The sequence below is a fragment of the Paraburkholderia phenazinium genome (genome assembly GCF_900100735.1).
Lineage (GTDB): Bacteria > Pseudomonadota > Gammaproteobacteria > Burkholderiales > Burkholderiaceae > Paraburkholderia > Paraburkholderia phenazinia.
On the sequence record NZ_FNCJ01000026.1, the window covers coordinates 36791 to 60095 of the forward strand.

A 23305-nucleotide genomic window follows, 5' to 3' on the forward strand; every position below is an offset into this window, starting at 1 on the left:
ACGCTGAACGACGACCCGCTAACGGTGCGGATGTGTCGCATCGGAGCTTTGCAAGTCTGCTTCGCGCTCGAAAACGCCCTCGACGTCTGACGTGTCATCGCACCTCGACAGAAACAAAACTGCGCGCGTGATTACGCTGGATCAGCACGGCCACCTGTTTCCCAGCCTTCGCTTCCAGCGCGGTCACGTCCGCCTGCGTTTCGACTAGCGTGTCATTGAGCGACAGGATGATATCGCCGGGCTGGATGCCGGCGCTTGCCGCCGGACCATCTACGCTGTCCACCATCAAACCGACCGCGAGATCGCTGGTGCGCCGTTCGTCCTCATTCAGCGGATGCATGCTCAAACCCAGCCGGTCTCCTCTTGCGCTGGCCTCGCTCGGCCGCGCCATGGGGCTATCTTTAGGGCTTTCCGTAGACGCGCCGAGCGTGACCGGGATGGTCATCGCCCGGTGATTGCGGATCAGCCTGAGCGTGGTTTTCGTCCCAGACGGCAAACCCGCCGCGTCCTCGCCGAGTTCGGCCGAACGATCGATCGCCTTGTCGCCGATCCGGATGATCACATCACCTGGTTTGACGCCGCTCGCGGCGGCCGATGTGCCGGGCACGACGGAATTGACCAGTGCGCCTGCCGGGTGCGGCAGGCCAAAAGCCACGGCGAGGCCAGGGCCGACATCCTGTACCTCCACGCCGAGGCCGCCGGGAGAGGGCGGCGTTTGCGCGGCCAGTACCTGCGAGCGTACCTTGGCCGCCACGTTGATCGGGATGGCAAAGGCAAGGCTGGGGGACCTGTCCAGGGCCGCGTAAATCTGCACGTCGATACCGACCACCTCGCCGGCACGGTTGAACAGGGGGCCGCCTGAATTGTTCGGGTCGGCGGCGAGATCGGTTTGAAAGAAGGGAAAATTGCTGCCGTCCTGGAGCGTGCGAGATGTCGCGCTGACAATGCCGGCGGCGACGGTGTTCGCGAAGCTGTCGGGCGAGCCGATCGCGAGGACCGACTCGCCGACGCGCACTCGTGACGAGTCGCCAAGCTTGACGGTCGGGAGCTTGGTGGCATCGATCTGAATGACCGCGACGTCGCTGGGGATGTCGACTGCCAACACCTTTGCCTTGAACTCGCGGCGATCGGTCAACCTTACCGTCACTTCGTCGGCTTGATCCACCACATGAGCAGTGGTCAGGATGAGGCCGTCAGGGCTAACGATAAAACCGGAGCCGGTGCCTGTGATGGCGCGCGCCGAACCACCTTGAGACGGTTGTGAATCCGATGCCGCGTGCTTGACGAAGGCGAGTAGGGGATCGTCAGCATCGATTTCCGCGAGGGCGGGTGTCGACGCTTGCTGATCAGGCGCCGTCGCGCCGGATGCCGCTGCGCCGGACGCTGCGGTGCTCGACGCCGCTGCGCCGGGCACCGCCGCGCTGACTGTGCTGATATGCACCACGGCGGGCCCGTATCGCTCCACGATGGTAGGGAAGTCGACGGATGGGGATACCCGATTTTCCTTAGCAGGCGGCGCAGCCACGGCCGCGGCGTTTGCCTTCGGCTGCAGGCGTGGGTAGCCAGAGAGAACTGCCGCGATCAGCGCAGCATAGAGCAACGTGCAGGCACGAGTCTGGTGAAACACAGTGCACCTCCATGGCGATCGAAATGCCAAGGGTGGGCTTGTAATGTGGGCCGATCGACAGATAGACACATCCAGCGCAGCGAATGCGCCGGTGTGAACATGCGCGGCCCTCCCCTACACTGATTTATAGAAGAGCGGCAGGAAAAATGCAGGGAGTGCTAATCCTGGGTGCCGATGCGACCAGCATAGCGAGGTGCTGCACACGACCCGAAACGATGACGTGTGCGTGACAGCGTATCTGTTGCCGCGATGCTAAACCGACAGCAGCCTAGCGCTTGCCATCCGCCGCTAGCACTGAACCGCCGCTCGGCAAAATCTCCGTCTGCTCGATGACGGCGTCGACGAGTTCATGCGGATCACGAAACGCATCGTCCGCGGCCGCGAGGCGTGTGAGACGGTTGTCGATGAGCAACGATGCGAGTCCGTGGACGTATGCCCACACAGCAGTCATCGCCACCGCCTGCGAGGCGCTGAGTTCGGCAAACACATCGTCTGTGGCGGATGCTTCGTGCGGCGCCGGATCGAAGACGCCGGCGAGGCCACGCGCCGACATCCGCCGGGCTTCCACCAGTGACGGTCGTTCCGGATCCAGCAACTCGTTTCGCGACATCAGGCGGAACAGATCCGGATTGTCCACGGCAAAGTCGATATAGCCGCGCGCGGTCGCTTTACTGTGCGCCTTCCCATGTGGCATGCCGTGCGCATGATCGCTCATGGCGGCAGCCAGACGCCGGTGGCCGCTCGCCGCGAGTTCGCTAAGGACACCCGCCGTGTCGCCGAAATGATGCTGGGGTGCCGTGTGCGATACACCCGCTTCGCGGGCAATCGCTCGCAGCGTGAGGCCGCGTAGGCCGTCGCGCCGCAGGACGGTTTCGGCTGCCTGCAATAGCGCGTCGGGCAGCGAACCATGGTGATAAGGCCGAGCCGGCGTTTGTTGTTTCGCCATGCGGCGCGTTCCGGACGGCGTCGCTTCTTCTGCTGGAGTCTTCTTCTGCATGATGGCAGCCAACGGCTCGATTGATTTTTACAATGGAAAAATATCTTGACCGTGTTTGTTGGCCAAGTCAAAATCTTTCCACTGGAAACATTGGGCCGCATGCCACAGGAGCGGTCTGTTCGAGCGAAACCTGGAGATTTCGATGGCGTTGCCTTTTCCGACCGACGACCCTTTCCTGATTGGCTACTACGAGCCGATTCACATGGAATGCGACGCGCCCAATCTGCCCGTAACCGGTGAGGTGCCAAAGGCGCTGCGCGGCACGCTATACCGTAACGGGCCGAACCCGCAGTTCGCGCCGCGAGGGCGTCCGCATCATTGGTTCTCGGGCGACGGCATGCTGCACGCATTTCATTTTGACGAGGGACGTGTCTCGTACCGCAACCGTTGGGTTCGCACACCTAAATGGTTCATGGAGAACGCGAACGGAGAGGGCATGTCCGGTTCGCTGTCCCACCGGCACCTGACAGACCCGGCCTTGCTCGAACTCAATTCCACCGTGGCCAATACCAATGTCATCTGGCACGGCAATCGGCTGCTGGCACTCGAGGAGGCGCACGCTCCGTTTGAGGTGGATCCGGTCACGCTTGAGCCACGCGGATACCATCGTTTCGAGGACAAGCTGCCGGGTGCGATGACGGCGCACCCTAAATACGATCCCGTTACCGGCGAGTTGATTTTTTTCGCCTATGCAGCAAGCGGCCGCTTTACCAGCGATCTCATGCTTCATGTGGCCGATCGCGAGGGACGACTGCAGCGTAGCGTGCATCTCGACGCGCCGTTCCCGAGCATGGTCCATGACTTTGTCGTGACCCGGACGCACATCATCTTTCCGATCTTCCCGCTGACCGGTTCAATGGAGCGGGCAACGAACCAACTGCCGCCTTATGCATGGGAGCCCGATAAGGGCACGCATATTGGCGTGTTGCCGCGCGACGGAACTGCTGCTGACATACGTTGGTTCACCGGCGAGCCTTGTTTTGTTTTCCATGCCATGAACGCATTCGACGACGGCAAGCAGATCGTCTGCGACATGATGAAATACGATGTTCCACCGTTGTTCCCGAGGCCCGACGGCTCGCCGGTGAGCAACGAGTCGCCGGACGCGCGACTGGTGCGGTGGACGTTCGACCCGACCGGCAACACGGCGAGCTTCACCGAACAACTGCTAGATGACAGGCCCGGCGAATTTCCGCGCCTGGATGAGCGGTTCGCCATGTCGCAGTACAGACACGGCTACTTTAATTCGGCTCCGGTGACTGAAGGCGTCAAGGGTGGGGCTGCGCGTGGGGGAATCGCTCACATCGACCTGATCACTGGGCGTACAGCCGAATGGCTGCCGGAGATTGGCGACTACTGCAGCGAGGCGATCTTTGTCGAGCGCCACGCCGACGCGCTGGAAGGAGATGGCTGGTTGTTAAGCGTGATCTGGCGTGGCAATCAGAACCGCAGCGATCTTGCGGTATTCGATGCCGCCGACATCGCTGCGGGTCCAATTGCCTTGGCGCATTTGTCCCATCGCGTGCCTGCGGGGTTTCATGGCAACTGGCGGAATGCTTTAGGTTGAGTGCTGCAACGCCTGGTTGTCCGCCAGCTCCACTCGGGTGAGGGGCCGCGTTGCCAATGCAGCGCCCCTTAAGGCGCAACCAACCCCTCAACAATCATTCCGTTACTCGTCCGAAGCCGTCGTTGACGGCGTCTCAACAGACGCGGAGAGCACCTTGAGCGACTCCCAATGCGGATGCAGGAGCCGCAGCACAGCGAGGATCGCGCTGTTGGTATTCTCCGAGACGTTTACAAGGTCGTTTCCTGTTTTAACCCCTTTCTTGCCATGCTGGCAATACTGAAACTCGACGCGAACCGTTACTGACATGATTACAATTTCCTTCGTTTTAAAACTGATGTTTCGTGACTGATCGAGCCGCCGGCAACCCACTCCTTGCGGGGCGACTCGCTAAAAGCAGGACGTACTACCTGAGCCAAAGGACCTCGCGCACTCAAGCTCCCTTTCCCTGAACCGGGTCTTGTTGCCGGGACAATAGAATGCCCTCACCCGATCCCGGTTCGGCGTGATGGACGAATCCGCAATCCAGCAGGATCTGGCAGAAGGCCTCGGGAGAGCAAGGCGCTCCGGCGACTTCACTCATGCGGGCGAGCACGTCCGAGAACGAAGCAAGCACGCGCCAGCTGTCGAAGTAGGCGTGCAACTGCGGTACGACCTCATTACCCAGATTTTCCCAACGGACGGAAAGCAGACCGACTGTTCCGCCGCCTTCCACCCGGTAAAGACCGAAGGTTACGGCCGAGACGACGCCCATCACCCTGCAATAGGAGGGGCTGTTCGTATAGAACTCGCGTCTGAGTTGCTCATTGCTGTTCATGGTCTCTCCCCTGGGCTTTCGTGGTTACAACTCCTATAACGGCTCGCAGGCGCCGATCCTTGAGTCTTGCGCGATCGACCGCCTGATGGGGCTTCTACCAATGGCCCCGCGCGGATTGGCGCGATACTCGCAATGTGGCAGACGCTTACAAAGCATCGCCGCATTAGCGGTTTTTCTGACGTTTTCCTTTCGGTTGCAACGAGCAGGGAGGTTCAGGCGGTCACGTGTTAGATGGCGAAACTGGCATTTGCGGATCAGGGGCAACACGTGCGACGATGCAGTGTAAGCGGATCGTAACGATTCGCAAGACCATAAGGAAAACTAAGTGGAATCAGAAGTCGATGTGTATGCGAGAAGTCAGAAGGCGCTGCAGGACGAACTGGCGCGGCGTGAGGCCGAGCATCAAGCGGCCGTGGCCAACGCTGCGCGCGCGTTTGTTGGCGGCACTAAACCGCTGATTGGCGTAGCGGATGGCGACTCCTGGTTTGACTACCCGCTTCCCTTGCTTGACCCTAAGGACGTCAGGGACAGCTTGGCTGACATCGGCGTTCCCAGGCCGATCATCCTTAAGCTCGCTTATGTAGGCGCCGCGACGACCGCTCTACTAGGCGTCGAAAAAAGGAACCGTCTCATTGCCGCGCTCAAGAACCCGCTGAATGGGCCGATCGATTTCATCATGTTCTCTGGCGGCGGCGACGATCTGGTTGGTAACCAGTTTCGCTTTTGGCTGCGGGATGCCGGCGCGGCGCAAGGGGATCCGCGCGGTGGTGTGAATCACGAATTACTCGCCGATATCCTCGGCGTTGTGCTCGCGGGCTACGCGGACCTCGCGCAAATTCGCCAGCAGTATGCTCCGCAAGCGCTGCTGCTGGTGCATGCCTATGACTTTGCAATTCCAACCGGGATTGGCGTATGTCCGTCCGTGGGGCCCTGGTTGAAGCCGTCGCTTGATGACCGGGGATGGACCGGGCTGGCGGATGGCTCGGACATCGTGCGGCAAATACTGATCGAGTTCAAGCAGCGTCTCCAGGCGCTTTGCGCGACCGTCCCCAATGCCGTGTGTGTCGATACGCAAGGAACGCTGGCAGCGAACGAGTGGGCGAACGAATTGCATCCCACGCCGGAAGGCTTTCTGCGGATTGCGGAGAAATTCCGTGCGGCTCTCTCGCTCAAGTTCCCAGGCCGGATCTGATTCACTGTACCTAGATCACCAGCTCGCGTTGAACCGGTGGCTTCTGGGCCAGCAACCCGGAAAGCTTTCTCAGGGCGGCTTCAAGTTCCGCACGACTGCGGCATCCGCCCAGTGAAACGCGTATTGCGTTGGGCGGATTGCGTCCGCTATGAAACGCTGCGGACGGCGCTATCACCAGACCGTCACCGCGTGCTGCCGCGGCGAGGTCCAAGGCCCGCCAATAGCTCGGCAGCGTGAGCCACGCGTGAATGCCGTGGTCTTCAGGCGAATTCGTCGAACCTGAGAAGGTCCCGCTCACCATCCGCTGACGCACGCGTGCTTCAGTCTGAACGCCGGCCAATAACTGAGCCGCAGAGCCATCGTGGATCCACTGCGTGACCAGTGTGCTCGTCAATGGCGACGTTAACGAGAAGGTGCGCAGTGCCGACAGGAAGCCGTGCTGGGCCTGCGTGTCGGGCAACACCACAAAAGCCGTACGCAGCCCCGGCGACAGGCATTTCGATAGCGTCGATACGTAGTAGACCTGCTCCGGCATCAGGCGTGCGAGCGGCGGCGGTGCATGCCCGGCAAACAGCCAGTACGGATCGTCTTCGATGATCCTGGCATTCCAGCGCGCCGCTACCTTCACGATCTCGAGACGGCGCTGCTCGGGCATGGTCCGGGTGGTCGGATTCTGCAGCGTCGGGTTTAGGTAGATCAGGCGCGCGTTGTGTTTTCGACAAGCCTCTTCCAGCGAGTCCGGTCGCATTCCAAATTCGTCGACTGCAACCGTCTCGACTCGCCGCCCCAGCTGCTCGGCCGCCAGCGGCAGTCCGGGATACACGAGCGGTTCCATCAGAATGACATCGCCGGGTTGCGTCAGCGCCAGAATCAACGCGGCGAGGGCGGCTTGTGCGCCAGGACAGGTGACGACCCGCTCGATATCGATGCGCCCGAGCATCGGCTTGAGCCATTGCGCCCAGGCGCTACGATCGGCGTGACTTCCGCCACCCAGGTGATAGGTCATCAGCAGGTCGGTGTCGGTCCGCATCAAAACCTGCGACATGCCTTGCCGCAGCAGCGCTTCCATATCGACGTCCGCAGGTGGAGGCGGAATGTTCATGCTGAGGTCCACACTCTGCGTCAACTCCACCTTGGGTGCGGCGACGAACGTGCCGAGCGTGCCGCGCGCCTCGATTAGTTGACGCTGCCGCGCCTCTGCAAAGCCGCGCGTCACCGTCGTCAAATCGATGTTTAGCATCTCCGCCAGCCGGCGTTGCGGCGGCAGGCGATCGCCCGCCTGCAACGATCCGTCGGCGATCGCGCGTTCGAGTGCCTTGACGATCTGCAGGTAGCGCGGCCCGCCCTCAGCGGCAAATCCGGCGATCCATTTCTCGTCGTTGTATGGATCATGTATGGGTTTCATTTCGCGTCATTTTGTCGCAGTTGTATGGATATTGTCTCGCTTTACGATCCCCGCAACGGAACGTAAATCCATACATGGTAGCGCTTGTAGGCAAGTCGGGGAAGCTGCGACGGCGAGGTGCGCCGTGTTGCGAGTCCGATGATTCGCCGGGCGGGATACATGCATGGAGGGTGTTGCCGGCAACCAAGGTACATGACATGCGCAATCCAGGTTTGTGTAGAAGAACCCCTTTCATCGGGTCGAGTGCTCCCAATCAATCCCAACCGCTCAGACGGTATTGCATGGCCGCGGGCCGTGTTGTTGCGCTCGGCGCATCCGGCTTGCTTAGCGGATGCAGCATGGCCTTGTTCGATCCCAAGGGCGATATCGGCATGCAGGAGAAGAACCTGATCCTGCTGGCATTGGGTCTCATGCTGTTGGTCGTTATCCCGGTCATTCTGCTGACCTTGTACTTCGCGTGGCGCTACCGTGCGTCGAATACCCACGCGACCTACGCGCCCAAATGGGCGCACTCCACCGCCATCGAAGTCGTTGTCTGGACGATTCCCTGCGTGATCGTGATCATCCTCGGTCTGGTGATCTGGCGCACCACGCACAGTCTCGATCCATCGCGGCCCATCGAGTCGCAGACCAAACCGGTGCGCGTCGAAGTGGTTGCGCTGAACTGGAAGTGGCTGTTCATCTATCCGGATTACGGCGTGGCTTCGGTCAATCAACTCGCGATTCCGGTAGGCACACCGATCTCGTTCGACCTGACCGCCGAATCGCTGATGAACTCGTTCTTCATTCCGCAACTCGGCACGCAGATCTACGCGATGTCAGGCATGCATACCCAGTTGAACCTGATTGCCGACAGTCCCGGCGTCTATGCGGGGCGGTCGTCGGCGTTTAGCGGTCCGGGCTTCTCGGACATGCACTTCGACACCATCGCGACCAGCCGCGCCGACTTCGACGCATGGATTGCACGCGCGAAGCAGTCGCGATTGTCGTTGGACCGCGCGACCTATGAGGCACTGGCCACACCTAGTCAGAAGAATCCGGTGACGGTCTATGCGCACGTTGCCCCAGATCTTTTCAACGACGTCGTCAGTCACTACATGCCCGCTTCGGACCGCAGTCCGGTCTGCGAGGCCGCCAATACGGCGTTATCGATTGCACGTACCGGAGCCCAATCGCCTGTCAAACAGGCTGTGGAGTAGCCAACATGTTCGGAAAACTAAATCTCGACGCTATCCCGTACCACGAGCCCATCATCATGGGCACGCTGGCGGTCGTCGTCCTTCTCGGCACGGCGCTGCTGGCGGCCGTGACCTACGCGGGAAAATGGACCTACCTGTGGCGCGAGTGGATCACCTCGGTCGACCACAAGCGCATCGGCGTGATGTACATCCTGCTGGCGATTGTGATGCTGCTGCGTGGCTTTGCGGACGCAATCATGATGCGGGCGCAGCAGGCTGTCGCCTACAACGACGCAGCGGGCTATCTGCCGCCACACCACTACGATCAGATTTTCACCGCGCACGGCGTGATCATGATCTTCTTCGTCGCTACGCCTTTGATTCTCGGGCTGATGAACGTGGTCGTGCCGCTACAGATCGGCGCGCGCGACGTGGCGTTTCCGTTTGTCAATTCGCTGAGCTTCTGGCTGTCGGTAGTCGGCGCGATACTCGTGATGATCTCGATGTTCGTCGGCGATTTCGCCGCGACCGGTTGGGTGGCGTATCCGCCCTTGTCGGAACTCGGCTATAGCCCAACGGTGGGGGTCGACTATTACATCTGGTCGTTGCAGATATCGGGGCTCGGTACGACGCTGACCGGCATCAACTTCATTGCGACGATCCTGCGCATGCGTGCGCCGGGCCTGACGTTGATGAAGATGCCGGTGTTCGTCTGGACCGCGCTGATTACCAACATCCTGATCGTTGCCGTGTTCCCGGTATTGACGGGCACGCTGGCGCTGCTCGCCGCCGACCGCTATCTCGGCATGCACTTCTTTACCAACGAGCTCGGCGGCAACGCGATGATGTACATCAACCTGATCTGGGTGTGGGGACACCCTGAGGTGTACATCCTGATCCTGCCATGCTTCGGCGCCTACTCCGAAATTATTGCAACGTTTTCGGGCAAGCCTCTGTTCGGCTACAAGTCGATGGTGTACGCAACCTCGTCGATCGGCATTCTGTCGTTCTTCGTGTGGCTCCATCACTTCTTCACGATGGGTTCCGGCGCCAATGTGAATGCGTTCTTCGGCATCATGACCTCGATCATCTCGATCCCGACCGGCGTGAAGCTGTTCAACTGGCTGTTCACGATGTTTCGCGGGCGCATCCGCTATCACACGTCGACGCTGTGGACGATCGGCTTCATGGTGACGTTTGCGGTGGGCGGGATGACGGGCGTGCTGCTGGCCGTGCCGGGTGCCGACTTCGTATTGCACAACAGCCTGTTTCTGGTGGCGCACTTCCATAACGTGATCATCGGCGGCGTGGTGTTCGGTTGCTTCGCTGGGATCAGTTTCTGGTTCCCGAAAGTGTTCGGTTTCACGCTCAACGAGTTCTGGGGCAAGGTGTCGTTCTGGTGTTGGCTGATCGGGTATTGGTTCGCCTTTACGCCGCTTTATGTCCTCGGCTTCGAAGGCATGACGCGCCGGATGAACCACTACGCGGTACCCGAATGGCATAAATGGCTAGTGATCGCGCTGATCGGCGCGGTGTTTATCGCCGCGGGCATTGCCGCGATGATCATCCAGTTTGCCGTCAGCATCCGCGATCGCGAAGCCAATCGCGATTTGACCGGCGACCCATGGAATGGCCGCAGCCTGGAATGGTCGACCGCATCGCCGGCGCCGTTCTACAACTTTGCCATTGTGCCGGTGATTACCTCGCTCGAGCAGCACTGGGACAACAAGGAAGCAGGCCGCGCGTACGTGCAGCCAAAGAAGTACGAGGACATTCATATGCCGCGCAACACGGGGGCGGGCGTGATTATCTCGGCCTTTAGTTTGTTGCTGTGCTTTGCGCTGGTCTGGCATATGTGGCTGTTCGCAGCGGTTGGCCTTGTCGGGATGATTGCGACCTTCATCGTCCGAAGCTATGACCAGGACGTCGACTATTACGTGCCGGCGGCCGAAGTAGCCCGGATCGAAAGCACGCGTTACGCGCAGTTGAGCGAGGCAGCCTGACCATGACTACTGTTTTGACGCAACATGCCCACGGACATGGCCATGCCCATGGCCACGATTCATCGCACGACGATGGGACAAAGACCACGCTCGGGTTCTGGATCTACCTGATGAGCGATTGCCTCATCTTCGCCACGCTGTTTGCCACGTTCGGTGTGCTTGCCAATGCGACTGCGGGTGGTCCCAGCGGACGGGGCCTGTTCGAACTGCCCTACGTGCTCGGCGAAACCCTGCTGCTGCTGGCCAGCAGCTTCACGTTCGGCATGGCGATGCTCGGAATGCACGTGCGCCGTCATGCCCAGGTGATCGGCTGGCTTGCTGTGACGTTCGTGCTTGGCGCCGGTTTCATTGCCATGGAACTGGTCGAATTTTCGAAACTGATTCACGACGGCGCAGGGCCTCACGTCAGCGCATTCCTGTCGTCGTACTTTGTGCTGGTCGGCACGCATGGTGTGCACGTCACATGCGGCCTGCTGTGGATTGCAGTGATGAGTCATCAGGTTTACAAGTTCGGCCTGACTGCCGTAACCCGTCGCCGGCTCGCGTGCCTGAGCCTGTTCTGGCACTTCCTGGATCTGATCTGGATCTGCGTGTTTACCTTTGTTTATCTGCGCGAGTTCGTATGAACAAGACTTCTAAGGAGCATGTGGCGCACGGCAGCATTCATGCATCGTCACATGGCAGCCTCAAGAGCTATGCGATCGGGATGGTTCTTTCGCTGGCGTTGACGCTGGCCTCGTTCGGCGCCGTCATGACCGATCTGGTGCCACACGGCTTTGGCCTCGCCACGATCGTGGTGCTGTGCGTGGCGCAGCTAGTGGTGCAGTTGATCTTCTTTCTTCATATCGGCACTGCGCGCGACCAGCGGGCCAATACCGGCATCTTCATTTGCACGGCGTTTCTGATCGCCATTATTGTCGGCTTGTCTTTGTGGGTGATGCACAACGCCAACCTGAACATGATGCCGGTCCATATGTCGGTTGAACGGGCAATCTCGCGAGATTGATTCTGCTTGCATGGCGTGCCCTGTGCCGGCGTCGCTACCGGCTTGTCCACGAAGACTTCGGAGAACCCGATGAGGGAAAACGACGGCCGCAAGCTCTCACATGAAACGCTCGAGCAAATACGGATCCATGCCGTCCAGCGTGTCGAAGCAGGGGAGTCCCCATCGAATGTGATTCGCACGCTCGGATTTTCTCGCGGGCGTATCTATGAGTGGCTGGCGGCCTATCGGGGAGGCGGCGTCGAAGCGTTGCGCGCCAAGCTTGGCAAGCTTGGGCTTTCACTGCAGCGGCCCGCGGTTAGACGCCGATAGCCCAATCCTTCTGGTTGTAGAGGAACACGGTTTTCTCGATCCTCAATGAGGCGTTTCATACGGAAAACCGCGCGAGCGGCAATATGCGTCAAAATGCCACGTCGCGCGCAGGCTGATCTGGATATGTCCGATTCGAGGTGATAGACTTCGGCGCGTTATTGCGCCTAAAAATCATGACTTTCGACAACCGCAAATACCTGACCGCATGGCTTGGCCTGATCGCCATGTGGCTCATCGTATTCGCGCCGATTGTCAGTCAACTGGTCGCCTCCGCGCATGCGCATGAACCCGTCGCTGCGCTTTGTTCTGCCGATCAACCCGGTACTCCTGACCATCAAGCTCCCGTTGATTCGCTAGCCGCCTGCGGCTATTGCGACTTGCTGGCGAGTCACATGGCGGTGCCGTCGATTCCTCCCGTAGCACTCTCCATCTTCGTGCTAGTCAGCGTGGCCGCCGCGCCGGTGCTGAACATCCGCTTTACGCCGCTTGGCGCCTTTCCTTCAGGGCGTCCCCGCGACCCTCCCGCTGTTTCCTGATTGTCGTTATTGCTGCTGGCCGTGCCTGTCGATGCGCCCGTTGAGGGCGCGCGCGGCCGCTTGTCCAATGCCTTCAGGAAATTTTCATGTTCAACTTCGCTTTGCGAAGCCGGCCCCATTGCGCCTGCAAAAGGGCGCGCTATGTCTCGCGCATCACGTTCGGCTTGTTGCCGCTTGCTGTCGCACCATCCTTAGCTCTTGCTGAGAGTACGTCTAGCGATGTCACCTTGCCTTCGGTCAGGATCACCGCTAGCGCACCTGCGCCGGTAGCCGTCGTCGATCCCAATCTTCCCGCAACCGTCGAGACGGTGACGCCCGCGCAGTTCAAGAACTGGAATGTGGCGAATAGCGAGGACGTGCTCCAGTACATGCCTAACCTCGCGGTGCGCAAGCGCTTTATTGGCGATCTGAATTCAATCATTGCCGTTCGCGGTACGAGCAATAGTCAAAGCGCACGCGGGCTGGTCTATGCGGACGGCCTGCTGTTAAGCAACCTGCTGGGCAATAGCTATTCGTTTCCACCTGCATGGTCGATGGTCGCGCCTGATGAGATCCAGCAGGTCAGCGTCATCTATGGTCCGTTCTCCGCGTTGTATCCGGGCAATTCGCTAGGGGCAACGGTGCTCATCACCACGCGCATGCCGACAAAGTTTCAGGCCGAGGCGGATGTAAAGGGTTTCACCCAGCACTTCAACCTGTTCGGCGTGAATGGGAACTTCAACGGCAGCGAGACGAGCGCCTCGATCGGCGACAAGATCGGCAATTTCTCGTACCTGCTCGACGTGAACCACCTGGAAAACACCAGCCAGCCGCTGCAGTTCGGGACGCTCGCCAAATCGAGTACGCCGGCCAAAGCCAGCGACATTCCCGTGACAGGCGCGTATTTCTACAACAACCAGACCAACACGCCGACCGCCGTACTCGGTGTGAACGGCGAAGGCATAGAACACTCGATCAACGACCAGTTCAAGCTGAAGATGCAGTATGACTTCACGCCGACACTGCAAGCTGGCTTCACGCTCGGCTACTGGCATCACAGCTATAACAGCCAGACCTCGACCTTCCTGCGCGATGCCAACGGTAATCCGGTCTATAGCGGCAACGTCAACATTGGCGGCTACGAGTACGCGATTCCCGCAGCCCAATTCGCACCCAGCGCGGGCTACAGCGAGAACTGGCTTTACGGACTCACACTCAAGACGCGCAATGCGACGGGCTGGAACGGCGAAGCGATCGCGTCGTACTACGACATCGGAACCAACGTAGCGCGCACGGCGAGTTCGGGTGCGCCGGGCAACGGTCCAGGTACGGTGACCTTTGGTGACGGCACGGGCTGGAAGACGCTTGATCTGAAGACGAGTTATACGCCGCCCGCACGCGAGGCGGGTCTGGCGAATCACGCACTGACCTTCGGCTACCACTACGACAATTACTTTCTCGACAACACCACCTACAAGACGCTCAACTGGAGCGACGGTGCGGGCACCCAGTTCGCGAATGCGTTCGCCGGCAAGACGCAAACCCAGGCGCTCTATGCACAGGATGCGTGGCGGTTCCTGCCGCGCTGGAAGGTGGTCTACGGCGTGCGGTATGAAGACTGGCAAGCCTATAACGGTTCGCAGGCACTGGGCGCCACCCGTTTGCCCTATAGCGACGTGAGTGACCAGCATTTCTCACCGAAAGCCTCGCTGTCTTTCGACGCCACAAACGATCTGACCTTGCGGGCATCGATCGGGCGCGCCTACCGGTTTCCGACCGTCAGCGAGCTGTTTCAAGGGCAAATCAATGGATCGTCGATCATCAACAACAACCCGAACCTGAGGCCGGAAAACGATCTCTCCAAGGAGCTCACTGCCGAATGGGCACACTGGAATGGATTGTTCCGCTTCACGCTGTTCCAGGACGACGTCAAGAACACGATCTTTAGCCAGACCGATACCACGGTCGTGCCGAACGTCACAAACTTCCAGAACATCGGTGAAGTGCGTTCGCGGGGTGTCGAGACGAGCTACGAGGGGCAGGACGTCGTCGTGCGCGGGTTGGATCTGATGACAAGTGTGGCCTATACGCAATCGAAGATTCTCGCCAATGCGCAGAATCCCGCGACGGTGGGCAAGTATTTCTACCGCATTCCGCTTTGGCGGGCCGATCTGGTTGCGAGCTATCACCTTGGCGCTCGCTCGACTGTCACCGCAGGCGTGCACTACTCGGGACGCCAATACAACACGTTGACGAACACCGACACCAATCCGGATGTCTTTGGCGGCACCAGCACCTATACGGTCGCAGACCTGAAATACACGTTCAAGCCTTCGAGGCTGAGCGAGGTCGGCGTAGGCATCGATAACCTCTTCGATGAGCGGTACTTCGTTTACCACCCCTATCCAGGCCGCACGTTTTACGTCGAAGGCAAGTTGCGGATGTGACCGGCCTACCTTATACCCATCAGGAGAATTGAATGTCCGTGACCACGACAAACTCCGTATCCCCGGCGCAAAGCACGGCCGTTTCCGGCTATCGCACTCTATGGCGATGGCACTTCTACGCTGGCCTCTTCGTGATGCCGTTTCTGGTGATTCTGGCGATCACCGGCACGCTTTATTGCTTTCAGCCGCAAATCGAACCGCTGCTGTACCGGGAGCGCCTCGTTGTCGAGCCGCAGGCCACGCCAACGCTCACGGAAGAAGCGTTGCTCGCCCGCGCGCGCAAGGCGATGCCCGAAGGTGCGCAGGCTATGACTGCCGCGATCAACCAGGACCCGGCGCGCAGCGCTGAATTCGTGTTTCGGCTGCCGGGCGGCGAAAAGCAAAGCGTCTATCTGAACCCCTACACGGGGGACGTACTCGGCACATTGAGCGTCGAACACCGTTTTATGCAGGTAGACCGGATGATCCATCGCAAGCTGCTGCTCGGCAAGCCGGGTGAACTGTTGATGGAGCTGGCGGCCTGCTGGACGCTCGTCATGATCGGTACGGGCATTGCGCTGTGGTGGCCGCGCGAGACGGGTTCCCTGCGCGATGCTGTCTTGCCGCGTTTCACGCTCAAGGGCCGGGCACTCTGGAAGAGCGTGCATGCGGCAATGGGCATCTGGCTTGCGCTCGGCGCCCTGGCCTTCGTGCTGACAGGACTGCCGTGGTCGGGTTCGTGGGGAAAACAGTTCAAGGCGCTGGCGACCAGCGCCAATCTGGGCGCGCCGGCCGGCTCGTGGGGGGGATTGCCCTTGCGATCCACGTTGCCGGGAAGCGAGGCGGCGCGCGCTCCAGCCAGCGACGGTCATCACGACGCGGGTATGGAGTCGATGCCGGGCATGACGATGGACGACCTGCCATTGCCCACCACGCCTTGGGCGGTCGGTAACGTTCCTGTGCCCAACTCGCTCGGCGACGAGAGCGAGGGGCGCTTTTCGCTTGGACGCGTGGTTGCGCTGATGGGGTCGCTTGGAATCGCGAGCGGATACGAGATCGTGTTGCCCGCGTCTGCAACGGGGGTCTATACCATCTCCTACTTTCCGTCTGACCCCAAGCAGGAGCGCACGCTGTATATCGACCAATATAGCGGTGCCGTGCTTAAAGACATTCGCTACGGCGACTATGGCGCGGTGTCGAAGGCCATTTCTTACGGTACCTCATTGCACATGGGGCGCTATTTCGGTTTGGCGAACCAGATCCTGTGCGCATGCATTTCGCTTGGTCTAGCCGCCATGGCCGTGACGGGTTGCGTGATGTGGTGGAAACGTCGCCCCGCACGCTCGCTGGGTGCGCCGGGGCGCGAGCGCTCCGCTCCGCCTATGCGTGGGTGGAGAACCGGCCTTGTCTTGCTTGGCCTGGTGTTTCCGTTGATGGGCGCGACCATGCTTGCCGTCTGGCTGGCCGATCGAACCTTGTTCGGCCGGGCGGCGCAACGCATGGCTTCCTGACTGTTGCGGCGACGATGGAGGTCGCCCCGCAACGAGTTGATTTCACCGTGACAGGACAATGCCATGAGCGATCAATGGATCAACGAAAGGCTTGCGCAGTTGCGCAGCCACAAGGCGCTAAGCGACCATCAGCGCATGTTGTTGCTGCTGGTGGATAAGCCCGTACGCACCGAGGACGACGAACGCAAGCTGGCGGCGCTCATCAAGGCCGAGCGAGCGGCGGAGCGGGCGCAAAAGGCACGCGCAAGCGCCTCGCGCATCATCAATGCGGAGAAGCTGGCCGAACGCAAGGCGAGGGATCACCGAGCGATTCTAAAAGGGGCGCTGATCGACTGGGCGGTGCTGGAAGGGTGCGACCTGGGCGAACTGCTGGGCGCTTTGCTCGAATTTACCGAAAGCGGCATGGCGGAGGATCGGGCGAGGTGGAAGCAGCAAGGCGATGCCTTGCTGGCCAAACGCAGTCAGATCTCGCAGACTGTGCGTTCGCCGCACCGCGGAGAATAGCGGGCGGGCAGGGTCGGTGCTCAGTTAGAAAGAGGATGAGTCAGCATGCCATCCAGCTTACAACTTCGTCAGGCACGGCCCCATACCGCATCCAAAGCAAGCCTCAAGGCCCGGAATTGATCAGGAGTACCGGTGATCTGTAGTGCATGCTGAAAAGTTCAGCCGCTTTCGCCTGACTAGTTTTGTCTAATGAATGGCGATTGCGCGCAATCGTTTGCGCGATACCCACAAACCCTGGATACGGTCAAATAGCCGCGCAAAATACTGCGGCGGCGCTGAATTTTGTACGTTGCGGGCCGATAACCAGATAAGAGGCGGGAGCGTTCGATCGGTGTCGTGGGTGACATCAGCGCGCTGTGCCCGGAAATCGAACCCGGAGAATAAGTTGATGGCAGCAGATCTGCGCGTAACGGATGAACGCACGAGCCTGACGAGCTCGAATAAATTCGAATTGTTGTTGTTTCGCCTCGGATCGGTTCCCGACAGCGATGCTCACGAGCTATACGGGATCAACGTGTTCAAGGTGCGCGAAATCTCCACGATGCCGTCCATTACGCCGATTGCGGGCGCCTCGGAGTTCGTGATGGGCGCGGTCGACATTCGCGGGCAGATCATTCCCGTGATCGACCTGCCGCGCCTGATGGGTTGCGAGCCGACCCGCGGCCGCAACATTCTGCTGGTAACGGAGTTCGCACGTTCCACGCAAGCGTTTGCGGTGGAGGAGGTAGACGATATCGTTCGGCTCGAATGGAACCAGGTGCTGACTGCCGAAGGCGCGGCCGCCGGTAAGTCGATCACGAGTATTGCGCGGATCGATGGCAATACGGGCGACTCGCGTCTTGCGCAGGTCATCGATGTCGAACAGGTATTGCGTGACGTTTTCCCGGCTCAACACCCGGCTGTGGATCCGACATCCGTCGGCGCGCACCTGCGCATGCCGGTCGGCGCGAAAATTCTCGCGGCGGACGATTCCGGCTTTGCACGCAAGCTGATCGAGCAGGCTCTGGAGGCGATTGGCGCAGAGTGCATCATGGCGAAGACCGGTGAGGAAGCATGGAACATGCTGCAGCAGATTGCCCAGGAGGCGCAAAGCGAGAAACTGCGCGCGCGCGACAAGATCGCCCTCGTTCTCACCGACCTCGAGATGCCTGAGATGGATGGCTTTACGCTGACGCGGCATATCAAGGGCGACGTGCGAACCCGCGATATCCCGGTGGTGATTCATTCGTCGCTGACTGGCGCGGCTAACGAAGCGCACGTGAGGAATGCCGGCGCAAACGGTTACATCGCCAAGTTTGCGGCCGGTGAACTGGCGCAGGCACTGCGCCAGGCGCTCGCCAGCTCGAGCGACGAGTTTCAGGTGCAGCCGGCTTAACGGCTAACCCGGTCGACTCACAAGGCAACGTGGCGCCTGGTTGACGTTGCAGGCTGTGAAGCGATATCAAACCTGATGGATACGATCTCCGGTTCTGAGGAGAGGAAGAGGGTGTTTGCGATGCGGCAAACACCCTCTTCGCGTTTAGGGCGTGAATACGTATTCTCCGCGACGTTCAAGAACTGCGCGAAGTGCGCCGTTAACACAGGGGTCCTGGATTCTCGAGCGGTGTATGGTGAAACTGAAATCCATTCGCGTATGGCGCTGGAAGGATCGTCGAAGCACTAGCGTGAAGGCCGAGCGACGCTTTGTTCCCAGAGAAGCGGCGCGAAAAGCCATCACGGCTGTTGCGGTCGTATTCATTCTGTCGGCGATTGCCCTTAGCACGTTCCTCGCCCTGCGCCAAACCAGGGAGCAGGATGAGGCGTTGCGCACGCTGCATGAGTCGGGCCTTTTGAAGCGGGACCTGGACCAGGTCCAGCAGATGATGCTCGATGAGCACGGAGAACTCTATACGCAGATCGAGACGCGGGCGTTTTACAAACGCGATGCGTTTAGCTTTCCGCTACGCGCGCTTCTCGAGCTGACTAGCGATGCACGCGGCGGCTGCCGCCAGAACGCAATCTGCCCCTCACGCCTCGCCGACCTCGACGACATGGCGGGTGAACTGAGCAAGCGGCACTTCGAGCGCAAGGCCTTTGCCGTGGACGGCTCGCCCGTCTGGATCTCCGAAACCAAGCTGCCGCTGGAAGACCAGAATCGCGCCATCATCGGGGTGCTGACCGCCTACGAAAACATTACGGCCCGGCGCGATGCCGAGTTGGCGCTGCGTCTGCAGAGCCGGGCGATCGATGCGAGCATCAACGGCCTCATGATTGCCGAGGTCAAGCAGAACCAGCACGTCATCATGTTCGCCAATGCGGCGTTCGAGCGGATTACGGGGTATTCAGCGAGCGACGTGATTGGTGCCGATTGCGAAGACCTGTTTGCACTGGCCGGTGAAGCGTCCAAATGGTCGGCCATCGCGTCGGCGACGCGCTGTTGACCCGCGTGGCCAAGCGCTTGCAGCGCCTCGTGCGAGCGACCGATCTGGTGGCCCGTTATGGCGGGGACGAATTCATCATCGTCGCCGAGCGCAGCGACGGCGCACAGCTGATCCCTATGCTCGACCGGCTGATCGTGGCGATGCGCGAGCCGTTCCATGTCAGCGGGCAGGAGCTCTACGTCGAGGCTAGCATCGGCATCAGCACCTATCCTCAGGACGGCCGCGATGCCGATACCTTGATCCGCAATGCCGATGCGGCCATGTATCTGGCGAAGTCCCGCGGACGCAACGGCTATCAGTTCTACCGGCCCGAACTGAACCGTGCGGCCGCGCAGAAATTGCAGCTATCGACCAAACTCAAGCGGGCCGTCAAGGCACAGGCGTTGGCCGTTGCGTATCAACCGCAAATCGACATGCAGACCGGGCAAGTGGTCGGTGCGGAGGCGCTGTTGCGTTGGCACGATCCTGAGCTTGGCGCCGTGTCGCCCGCGGCTTTCATTCCGATCGCCGAGGAGACCGGCTTGATCCAGGGGATCGGTGAATGGGTCTTGCGCACCGCGTGCCGCCAGGCGAGAGCGTGGCGAGATGCGGGTCTGCCTCCGATCCGCGTGTCGGTCAACGTCTCGCCGCTGCAACTGGAGCGCTCCGACCTGGTGAAGGTGGTGCGCTCCGCGCTGGACGAGGCCGATTGGCCAGCCGAGATGCTCGAACTCGAAGTGACGGAAGGCGCCCTCATGCGTAACGCAGATGACGCCGCGCGCGTGCTGCACGACCTGCGTGGGCTAGGCGTCAAGATCGCAATCGACGATTTCGGCACCGGGTATTCGAGCCTCAGTTATCTGCAGCGCTTCAGTATCGACCGTATCAAGATCGATCGCGCGTTCGTTCAGCAGATTGGCCGCGACGACGGGTATGAGGCGCTGACTCTTGCTGTCATTGCTATTGCTAATGCGCTGAAGTTCGATGTGATCGCGGAAGGTGTCGAGTTCGATAGTCATCGACACTTTCTGGTTGAACATGGGTGTGTGGAGGGGCAGGGCTTTCTGTATAGCCCTGCCGTTTCTGGTGAGGATATCGCGGACATACTGCGGGCCACGGGTAGTCAAGCCCGGCAGGTGATTGCTTCAGAGTAAGTCTTGTCATCTCGAAGCCTGCGCCGCCTCTCGGGGTGAGTTGTCGATCGAACCGGCCCACAGGTTGGGTGTTCGGCCCTTCCACGGCAACGCCTGCTCGATCTGGCCTGCTACACGGAACGACACGTCTTCACGCCCCGCTGGCGCAATGAACTGCATACCGACTGGCAGGCCGCTGAAGCTGAGCCACAAGTCCAGCTAAAACAATTGGTCGCTGTACTTGTTGAGATCGGTTTTTGCGCGGTTGTTGCCTATAGTCGTCGCCGGAGCGTCTAGAGAACGACTATTTGAAATACTCACTAGGCGCGACCCCAAGCACCCTGCGAAACATCGCCGTAAATGCACTAGGACTCTCGTAGCCGTGCTCAAGCGCAACTTCGAGAACCGACGCCCCCGTCGCTAGTTGCGGAAGGCTAAGCAAGACCCGCGTATGACGGCACCATGACCCATGCGTCATCCCCGTCTCGCGCTGAAACGCGCGAGCAAACGTGCGTGGATTCATCTCCGCTCGTTGCGCCCAGCCATGCAACGTAGCCTCCAGCGACGGCTGCGCAATCAATTCCGCGCATAACTCGACGAACGCCGGATGACGCGGCATAGGCACATGCAGGAGCAAGGGTTCGGCCATACAGATCTCATCAAGGATCAACTCCAGCACGCGCCACTCGCGATCGCTATACGTGCCGGCCGGCCGGATGCCCACGGCCGTCACGATCAATTCGCGCAGCAACCCGCTTACCAGAATCACTCTGCAACTTCCTGGCAGGTTATCGCGCGCATCGGCGGCAACATAGACCGTGCGCATCTGCACGTCGCTCGCAATTTCAATCTCGTGCCGCACACCGCCCGGCACCCACACGGCGCGGCCGGTTGGCACGATCCAACTGCCGGCTTCCGAACGCACGATCATCACGCCCGAGATGGCGTAGATCAATTGCGCACTGCTGTGGGTATGCGCTGGGAACCCGCTGCGCGCGGGCTGATCGGTGGCGAGTACGGCAACGGGTGCAAGTTCGAGCGCCTTCTGGCTTTCCACAAAGCCGAAGCTGTCCATTTCGCGACGATGCATGGCATTTCTTCGAGAGATGATCGGTTCACACGACTCTACCATCTGTCTCTCCGAGTTCACAGTCGAGCATGAGTCATGGTTTCACCAGGCATTGAACGTAGCGTTGTTTCGTTTGTGATGCCCAACGGCGCGCGTCGCCAGATACCTGCGCCGCGCCGCGTCGCACACCTTGGTCTGCTGGCGGCCAGCGTTGCTGCAATTGCACTCGCCGGTTCCGGTTGTTCGCTGCAAGCGCCATATCGTGCGCCACAACCCGCAGCCGCGGCTCTGGCTCCATTCGCCTCGGCCGAGCATGCCCCTGTTTCGCAACAGCCCTTGCCCGACGACTGGTGGCGCCTGTACCGCGATCCGGCGCTTGATGAACTGATCCAGCAGGCGCTTGCGCAGAACCGCGACCTCGCCGTGGCGGCCGCGCGGCTTGCGCGTTCGCAGGCGGTGATGAGCGAAACCGGCGCTGCACGCTTGCCCGATACGCAGCTTGCGCTGGGCGGCAACTACGGCAAACAGGATGCCGATCAGATCGTCGCCGCAGCGCGGCGCGAGTCGGCGGACACGCGCTGGGCGTATGCGCCGTCACTCGCTGTGTCGTACGAAGTCGACCTGTGGGGACGCGTACGTCATCTGGTGGCGGCTGCCCAGGCCGATGCCGAGGCGATGCAGGCAACCTCGGACGCGGTGCGAGTCGCGGTCGTTGCGTCCACAACCGATGCATATCTGCATGTCTGCTCATACGGTGAACAGATCGATGTCGCCAACCATTCGCTCGAGATTGCCCAACGCGTAGTCGAGCTGACCACGCGGCAACGCGATCGCGGGCTTGTCTCCGATCTCGAGGTCACGCGAGCCAGCGGTTTTCTCGACGAGACCCGTGCGACCGTTCCAATCCTCGAAGGCAAGCGGCGCGCCGCGCTATTCGAACTGGCGGTCCTGCTCGGCCGGCCGCCTGGCGAATTTCCGGCAACGGCCGCGCAGTGCCGTGTCGCGCCGGTGCTCAAGCAGCCATTTCCGGTCGGAGACGGCGCCGCGTTGCTGCGCCACCGTCCCGACCTGCGCGCCTCCGAACGGAGGCTGGCCGCAGCAGATGCGCAAGTCGGGGTTGCGCTGGCCGAGCTCTACCCGTCGATCGTGCTGGGCGGCTCAGTCAATTTTTTGTCGACCACGGGCAGCCTCGCCTCTCTCGGCGATCAGTACGCGATGAGCTGGGGCATCGGTCCGTTGATCAACTGGCGTTTCCCCAATCTGGCCGTGAGTCGCGCGAGGCTTGCCGAGGCGAAGGCGGGTAACGCCGAAGCGCTGGCGCAATTCGAGGGCAACGTACTCACTGCATTGAAGGAATCCGAGCAGGCGCTGACCTTCTACGGCGCGCAGTGGGAGCGGCAGCAGGCACTCCAGGCTGCGCGCGCTAACGACGCTCGCGCTCTCCATCTCGCGGAGCTGAATTACAAAGCGGGTGCGCTGGATTTTCTCGACGTGCTCGACGCCGAGCGCAGTCTCGTCGCCGCCGACGCAGCGCTCGCCGCTTCCAACGGGACGCTGGCATCGGATCAGATCGCTGTTTTCAAGGCGCTCGGTGGCGGTTGGCAGCAGTAGCTTCATCGCGCACCGCTAGCGTGCATCAACGGACCCACT

At 60.7% G+C, this 23305-nt stretch carries 21 protein-coding genes; 15 read left to right on the plus strand and 6 right to left on the minus strand.

Annotated features, from left to right (window positions below):
- Positions 1 to 94: 94 nt before the first annotated feature.
- Both BLQ92_RS35115 and BLQ92_RS35120 read right to left on the minus strand, forming a co-directional pair.
- Positions 95 to 1627, minus strand: coding sequence for a trypsin-like peptidase domain-containing protein (locus BLQ92_RS35115; RefSeq protein WP_090694295.1), 1533 nt, complete (start codon positions 1625 to 1627; stop codon positions 95 to 97).
- A 268-nt stretch (positions 1628 to 1895) separates the two neighbouring features.
- Entirely contained in the window at positions 1896 to 2573 is a 678-nt protein-coding gene (locus tag BLQ92_RS35120) for a TetR/AcrR family transcriptional regulator (RefSeq protein WP_244106325.1), read from the minus strand.
- 193 nt (positions 2574 to 2766) lie between these two features.
- Here BLQ92_RS35120 and BLQ92_RS35125 point away from each other — a divergent pair, with 193 nt between their 5' ends.
- On the plus strand, positions 2767 to 4191 hold the full coding sequence (locus tag BLQ92_RS35125; protein WP_090694304.1) for a carotenoid oxygenase family protein: 1425 nt from the start codon (positions 2767 to 2769) through the stop codon (positions 4189 to 4191).
- Between the two features lie 102 nt (positions 4192 to 4293).
- On the opposite strand, the gene BLQ92_RS35130 is transcribed toward BLQ92_RS35125, so the two are convergent.
- Positions 4294 to 4497, minus strand: a complete 204-nt coding sequence (locus tag BLQ92_RS35130) for a hypothetical protein (protein ID WP_090694308.1) — start codon at positions 4495 to 4497, stop codon at positions 4294 to 4296.
- Positions 4498 to 4621: 124 nt separating this feature from the next.
- Positions 4622 to 5005, minus strand: a complete 384-nt coding sequence (locus BLQ92_RS35135) for a hypothetical protein (protein ID WP_244106326.1) — start codon at positions 5003 to 5005, stop codon at positions 4622 to 4624.
- Between the two features lie 412 nt (positions 5006 to 5417).
- Here BLQ92_RS35135 and BLQ92_RS35140 point away from each other — a divergent pair, with 412 nt between their 5' ends.
- Positions 5418 to 6197: an SGNH/GDSL hydrolase family protein gene (locus BLQ92_RS35140; RefSeq protein WP_143016734.1), complete on the plus strand. Its 780-nt coding sequence runs from the start codon at positions 5418 to 5420 to the stop codon at positions 6195 to 6197.
- A gap of 10 nt (positions 6198 to 6207) precedes the next feature.
- On the opposite strand, the gene BLQ92_RS35145 is transcribed toward BLQ92_RS35140, so the two are convergent.
- A complete protein-coding gene (locus tag BLQ92_RS35145) occupies positions 6208 to 7602 on the minus strand; it encodes an aminotransferase-like domain-containing protein (RefSeq protein ID WP_090694316.1) in 1395 nt (464 codons plus the stop codon).
- Between the two features lie 338 nt (positions 7603 to 7940).
- On the opposite strand from BLQ92_RS35145, the gene cyoA reads away from it, so the two are divergent.
- The 12 genes from cyoA (at position 7941) to BLQ92_RS35205 (ending at position 20607) form a co-directional block, all read left to right on the plus strand.
- On the plus strand, positions 7941 to 8801 hold the full coding sequence (cyoA, locus tag BLQ92_RS35150) for a ubiquinol oxidase subunit II (RefSeq protein ID WP_425194942.1): 861 nt from the start codon (positions 7941 to 7943) through the stop codon (positions 8799 to 8801).
- A 5-nt stretch (positions 8802 to 8806) separates the two neighbouring features.
- Entirely contained in the window at positions 8807 to 10783 is a 1977-nt protein-coding gene (gene cyoB / locus BLQ92_RS35155) for a cytochrome o ubiquinol oxidase subunit I (protein WP_090694324.1), read from the plus strand.
- A 2-nt stretch (positions 10784 to 10785) separates the two neighbouring features.
- Entirely contained in the window at positions 10786 to 11409 is a 624-nt protein-coding gene (cyoC, locus tag BLQ92_RS35160; protein WP_090694328.1) for a cytochrome o ubiquinol oxidase subunit III, read from the plus strand.
- Positions 11406 to 11789: a cytochrome o ubiquinol oxidase subunit IV gene (gene cyoD / locus BLQ92_RS35165; RefSeq protein WP_090694333.1), complete on the plus strand. Its 384-nt coding sequence runs from the start codon at positions 11406 to 11408 to the stop codon at positions 11787 to 11789. Before cyoC ends, cyoD begins: the two co-directional genes overlap by 4 nt.
- Before the next feature lie 69 nt (positions 11790 to 11858).
- Positions 11859 to 12098 (plus strand): helix-turn-helix domain-containing protein, encoded by a 240-nt coding sequence (locus BLQ92_RS35170; protein WP_090694337.1) that lies wholly within the window; start codon positions 11859 to 11861, stop codon positions 12096 to 12098.
- 173 nt (positions 12099 to 12271) lie between these two features.
- Positions 12272 to 12634, plus strand: coding sequence for a DUF2946 domain-containing protein (locus BLQ92_RS35175; protein ID WP_090694341.1), 363 nt, complete (start codon positions 12272 to 12274; stop codon positions 12632 to 12634).
- Between the two features lie 86 nt (positions 12635 to 12720).
- A complete protein-coding gene (locus tag BLQ92_RS35180; RefSeq protein WP_090694345.1) occupies positions 12721 to 15060 on the plus strand; it encodes a TonB-dependent receptor in 2340 nt (779 codons plus the stop codon).
- 32 nt (positions 15061 to 15092) lie between these two features.
- On the plus strand, positions 15093 to 16550 hold the full coding sequence (locus BLQ92_RS35185) for a PepSY-associated TM helix domain-containing protein (RefSeq protein ID WP_090694349.1): 1458 nt from the start codon (positions 15093 to 15095) through the stop codon (positions 16548 to 16550).
- 63 nt (positions 16551 to 16613) lie between these two features.
- Positions 16614 to 17054, plus strand: a complete 441-nt coding sequence (gene traD, locus BLQ92_RS35190) for a conjugal transfer protein TraD (protein ID WP_090694353.1) — start codon at positions 16614 to 16616, stop codon at positions 17052 to 17054.
- A gap of 388 nt (positions 17055 to 17442) precedes the next feature.
- A complete protein-coding gene (locus BLQ92_RS35195) occupies positions 17443 to 18429 on the plus strand; it encodes a chemotaxis protein CheV (RefSeq protein WP_090694356.1) in 987 nt (328 codons plus the stop codon).
- 232 nt (positions 18430 to 18661) lie between these two features.
- Positions 18662 to 19474: a PAS domain-containing protein gene (locus tag BLQ92_RS35200; RefSeq protein WP_090694360.1), complete on the plus strand. Its 813-nt coding sequence runs from the start codon at positions 18662 to 18664 to the stop codon at positions 19472 to 19474.
- Positions 19441 to 20607, plus strand: coding sequence for a putative bifunctional diguanylate cyclase/phosphodiesterase (locus tag BLQ92_RS35205; RefSeq protein WP_090694364.1), 1167 nt, complete (start codon positions 19441 to 19443; stop codon positions 20605 to 20607). Before BLQ92_RS35200 ends, BLQ92_RS35205 begins: the two co-directional genes overlap by 34 nt.
- A gap of 283 nt (positions 20608 to 20890) precedes the next feature.
- Here BLQ92_RS35205 and BLQ92_RS35210 read toward each other — a convergent pair whose 3' ends face one another.
- Positions 20891 to 21661, minus strand: coding sequence for an AraC family transcriptional regulator (locus BLQ92_RS35210; RefSeq protein WP_090694459.1), 771 nt, complete (start codon positions 21659 to 21661; stop codon positions 20891 to 20893).
- Positions 21662 to 21751: 90 nt separating this feature from the next.
- Here BLQ92_RS35210 and BLQ92_RS35215 point away from each other — a divergent pair, with 90 nt between their 5' ends.
- Positions 21752 to 23266, plus strand: coding sequence for an efflux transporter outer membrane subunit (locus tag BLQ92_RS35215; RefSeq protein ID WP_244106327.1), 1515 nt, complete (start codon positions 21752 to 21754; stop codon positions 23264 to 23266).
- Positions 23267 to 23305: the final 39 nt, after the last annotated feature.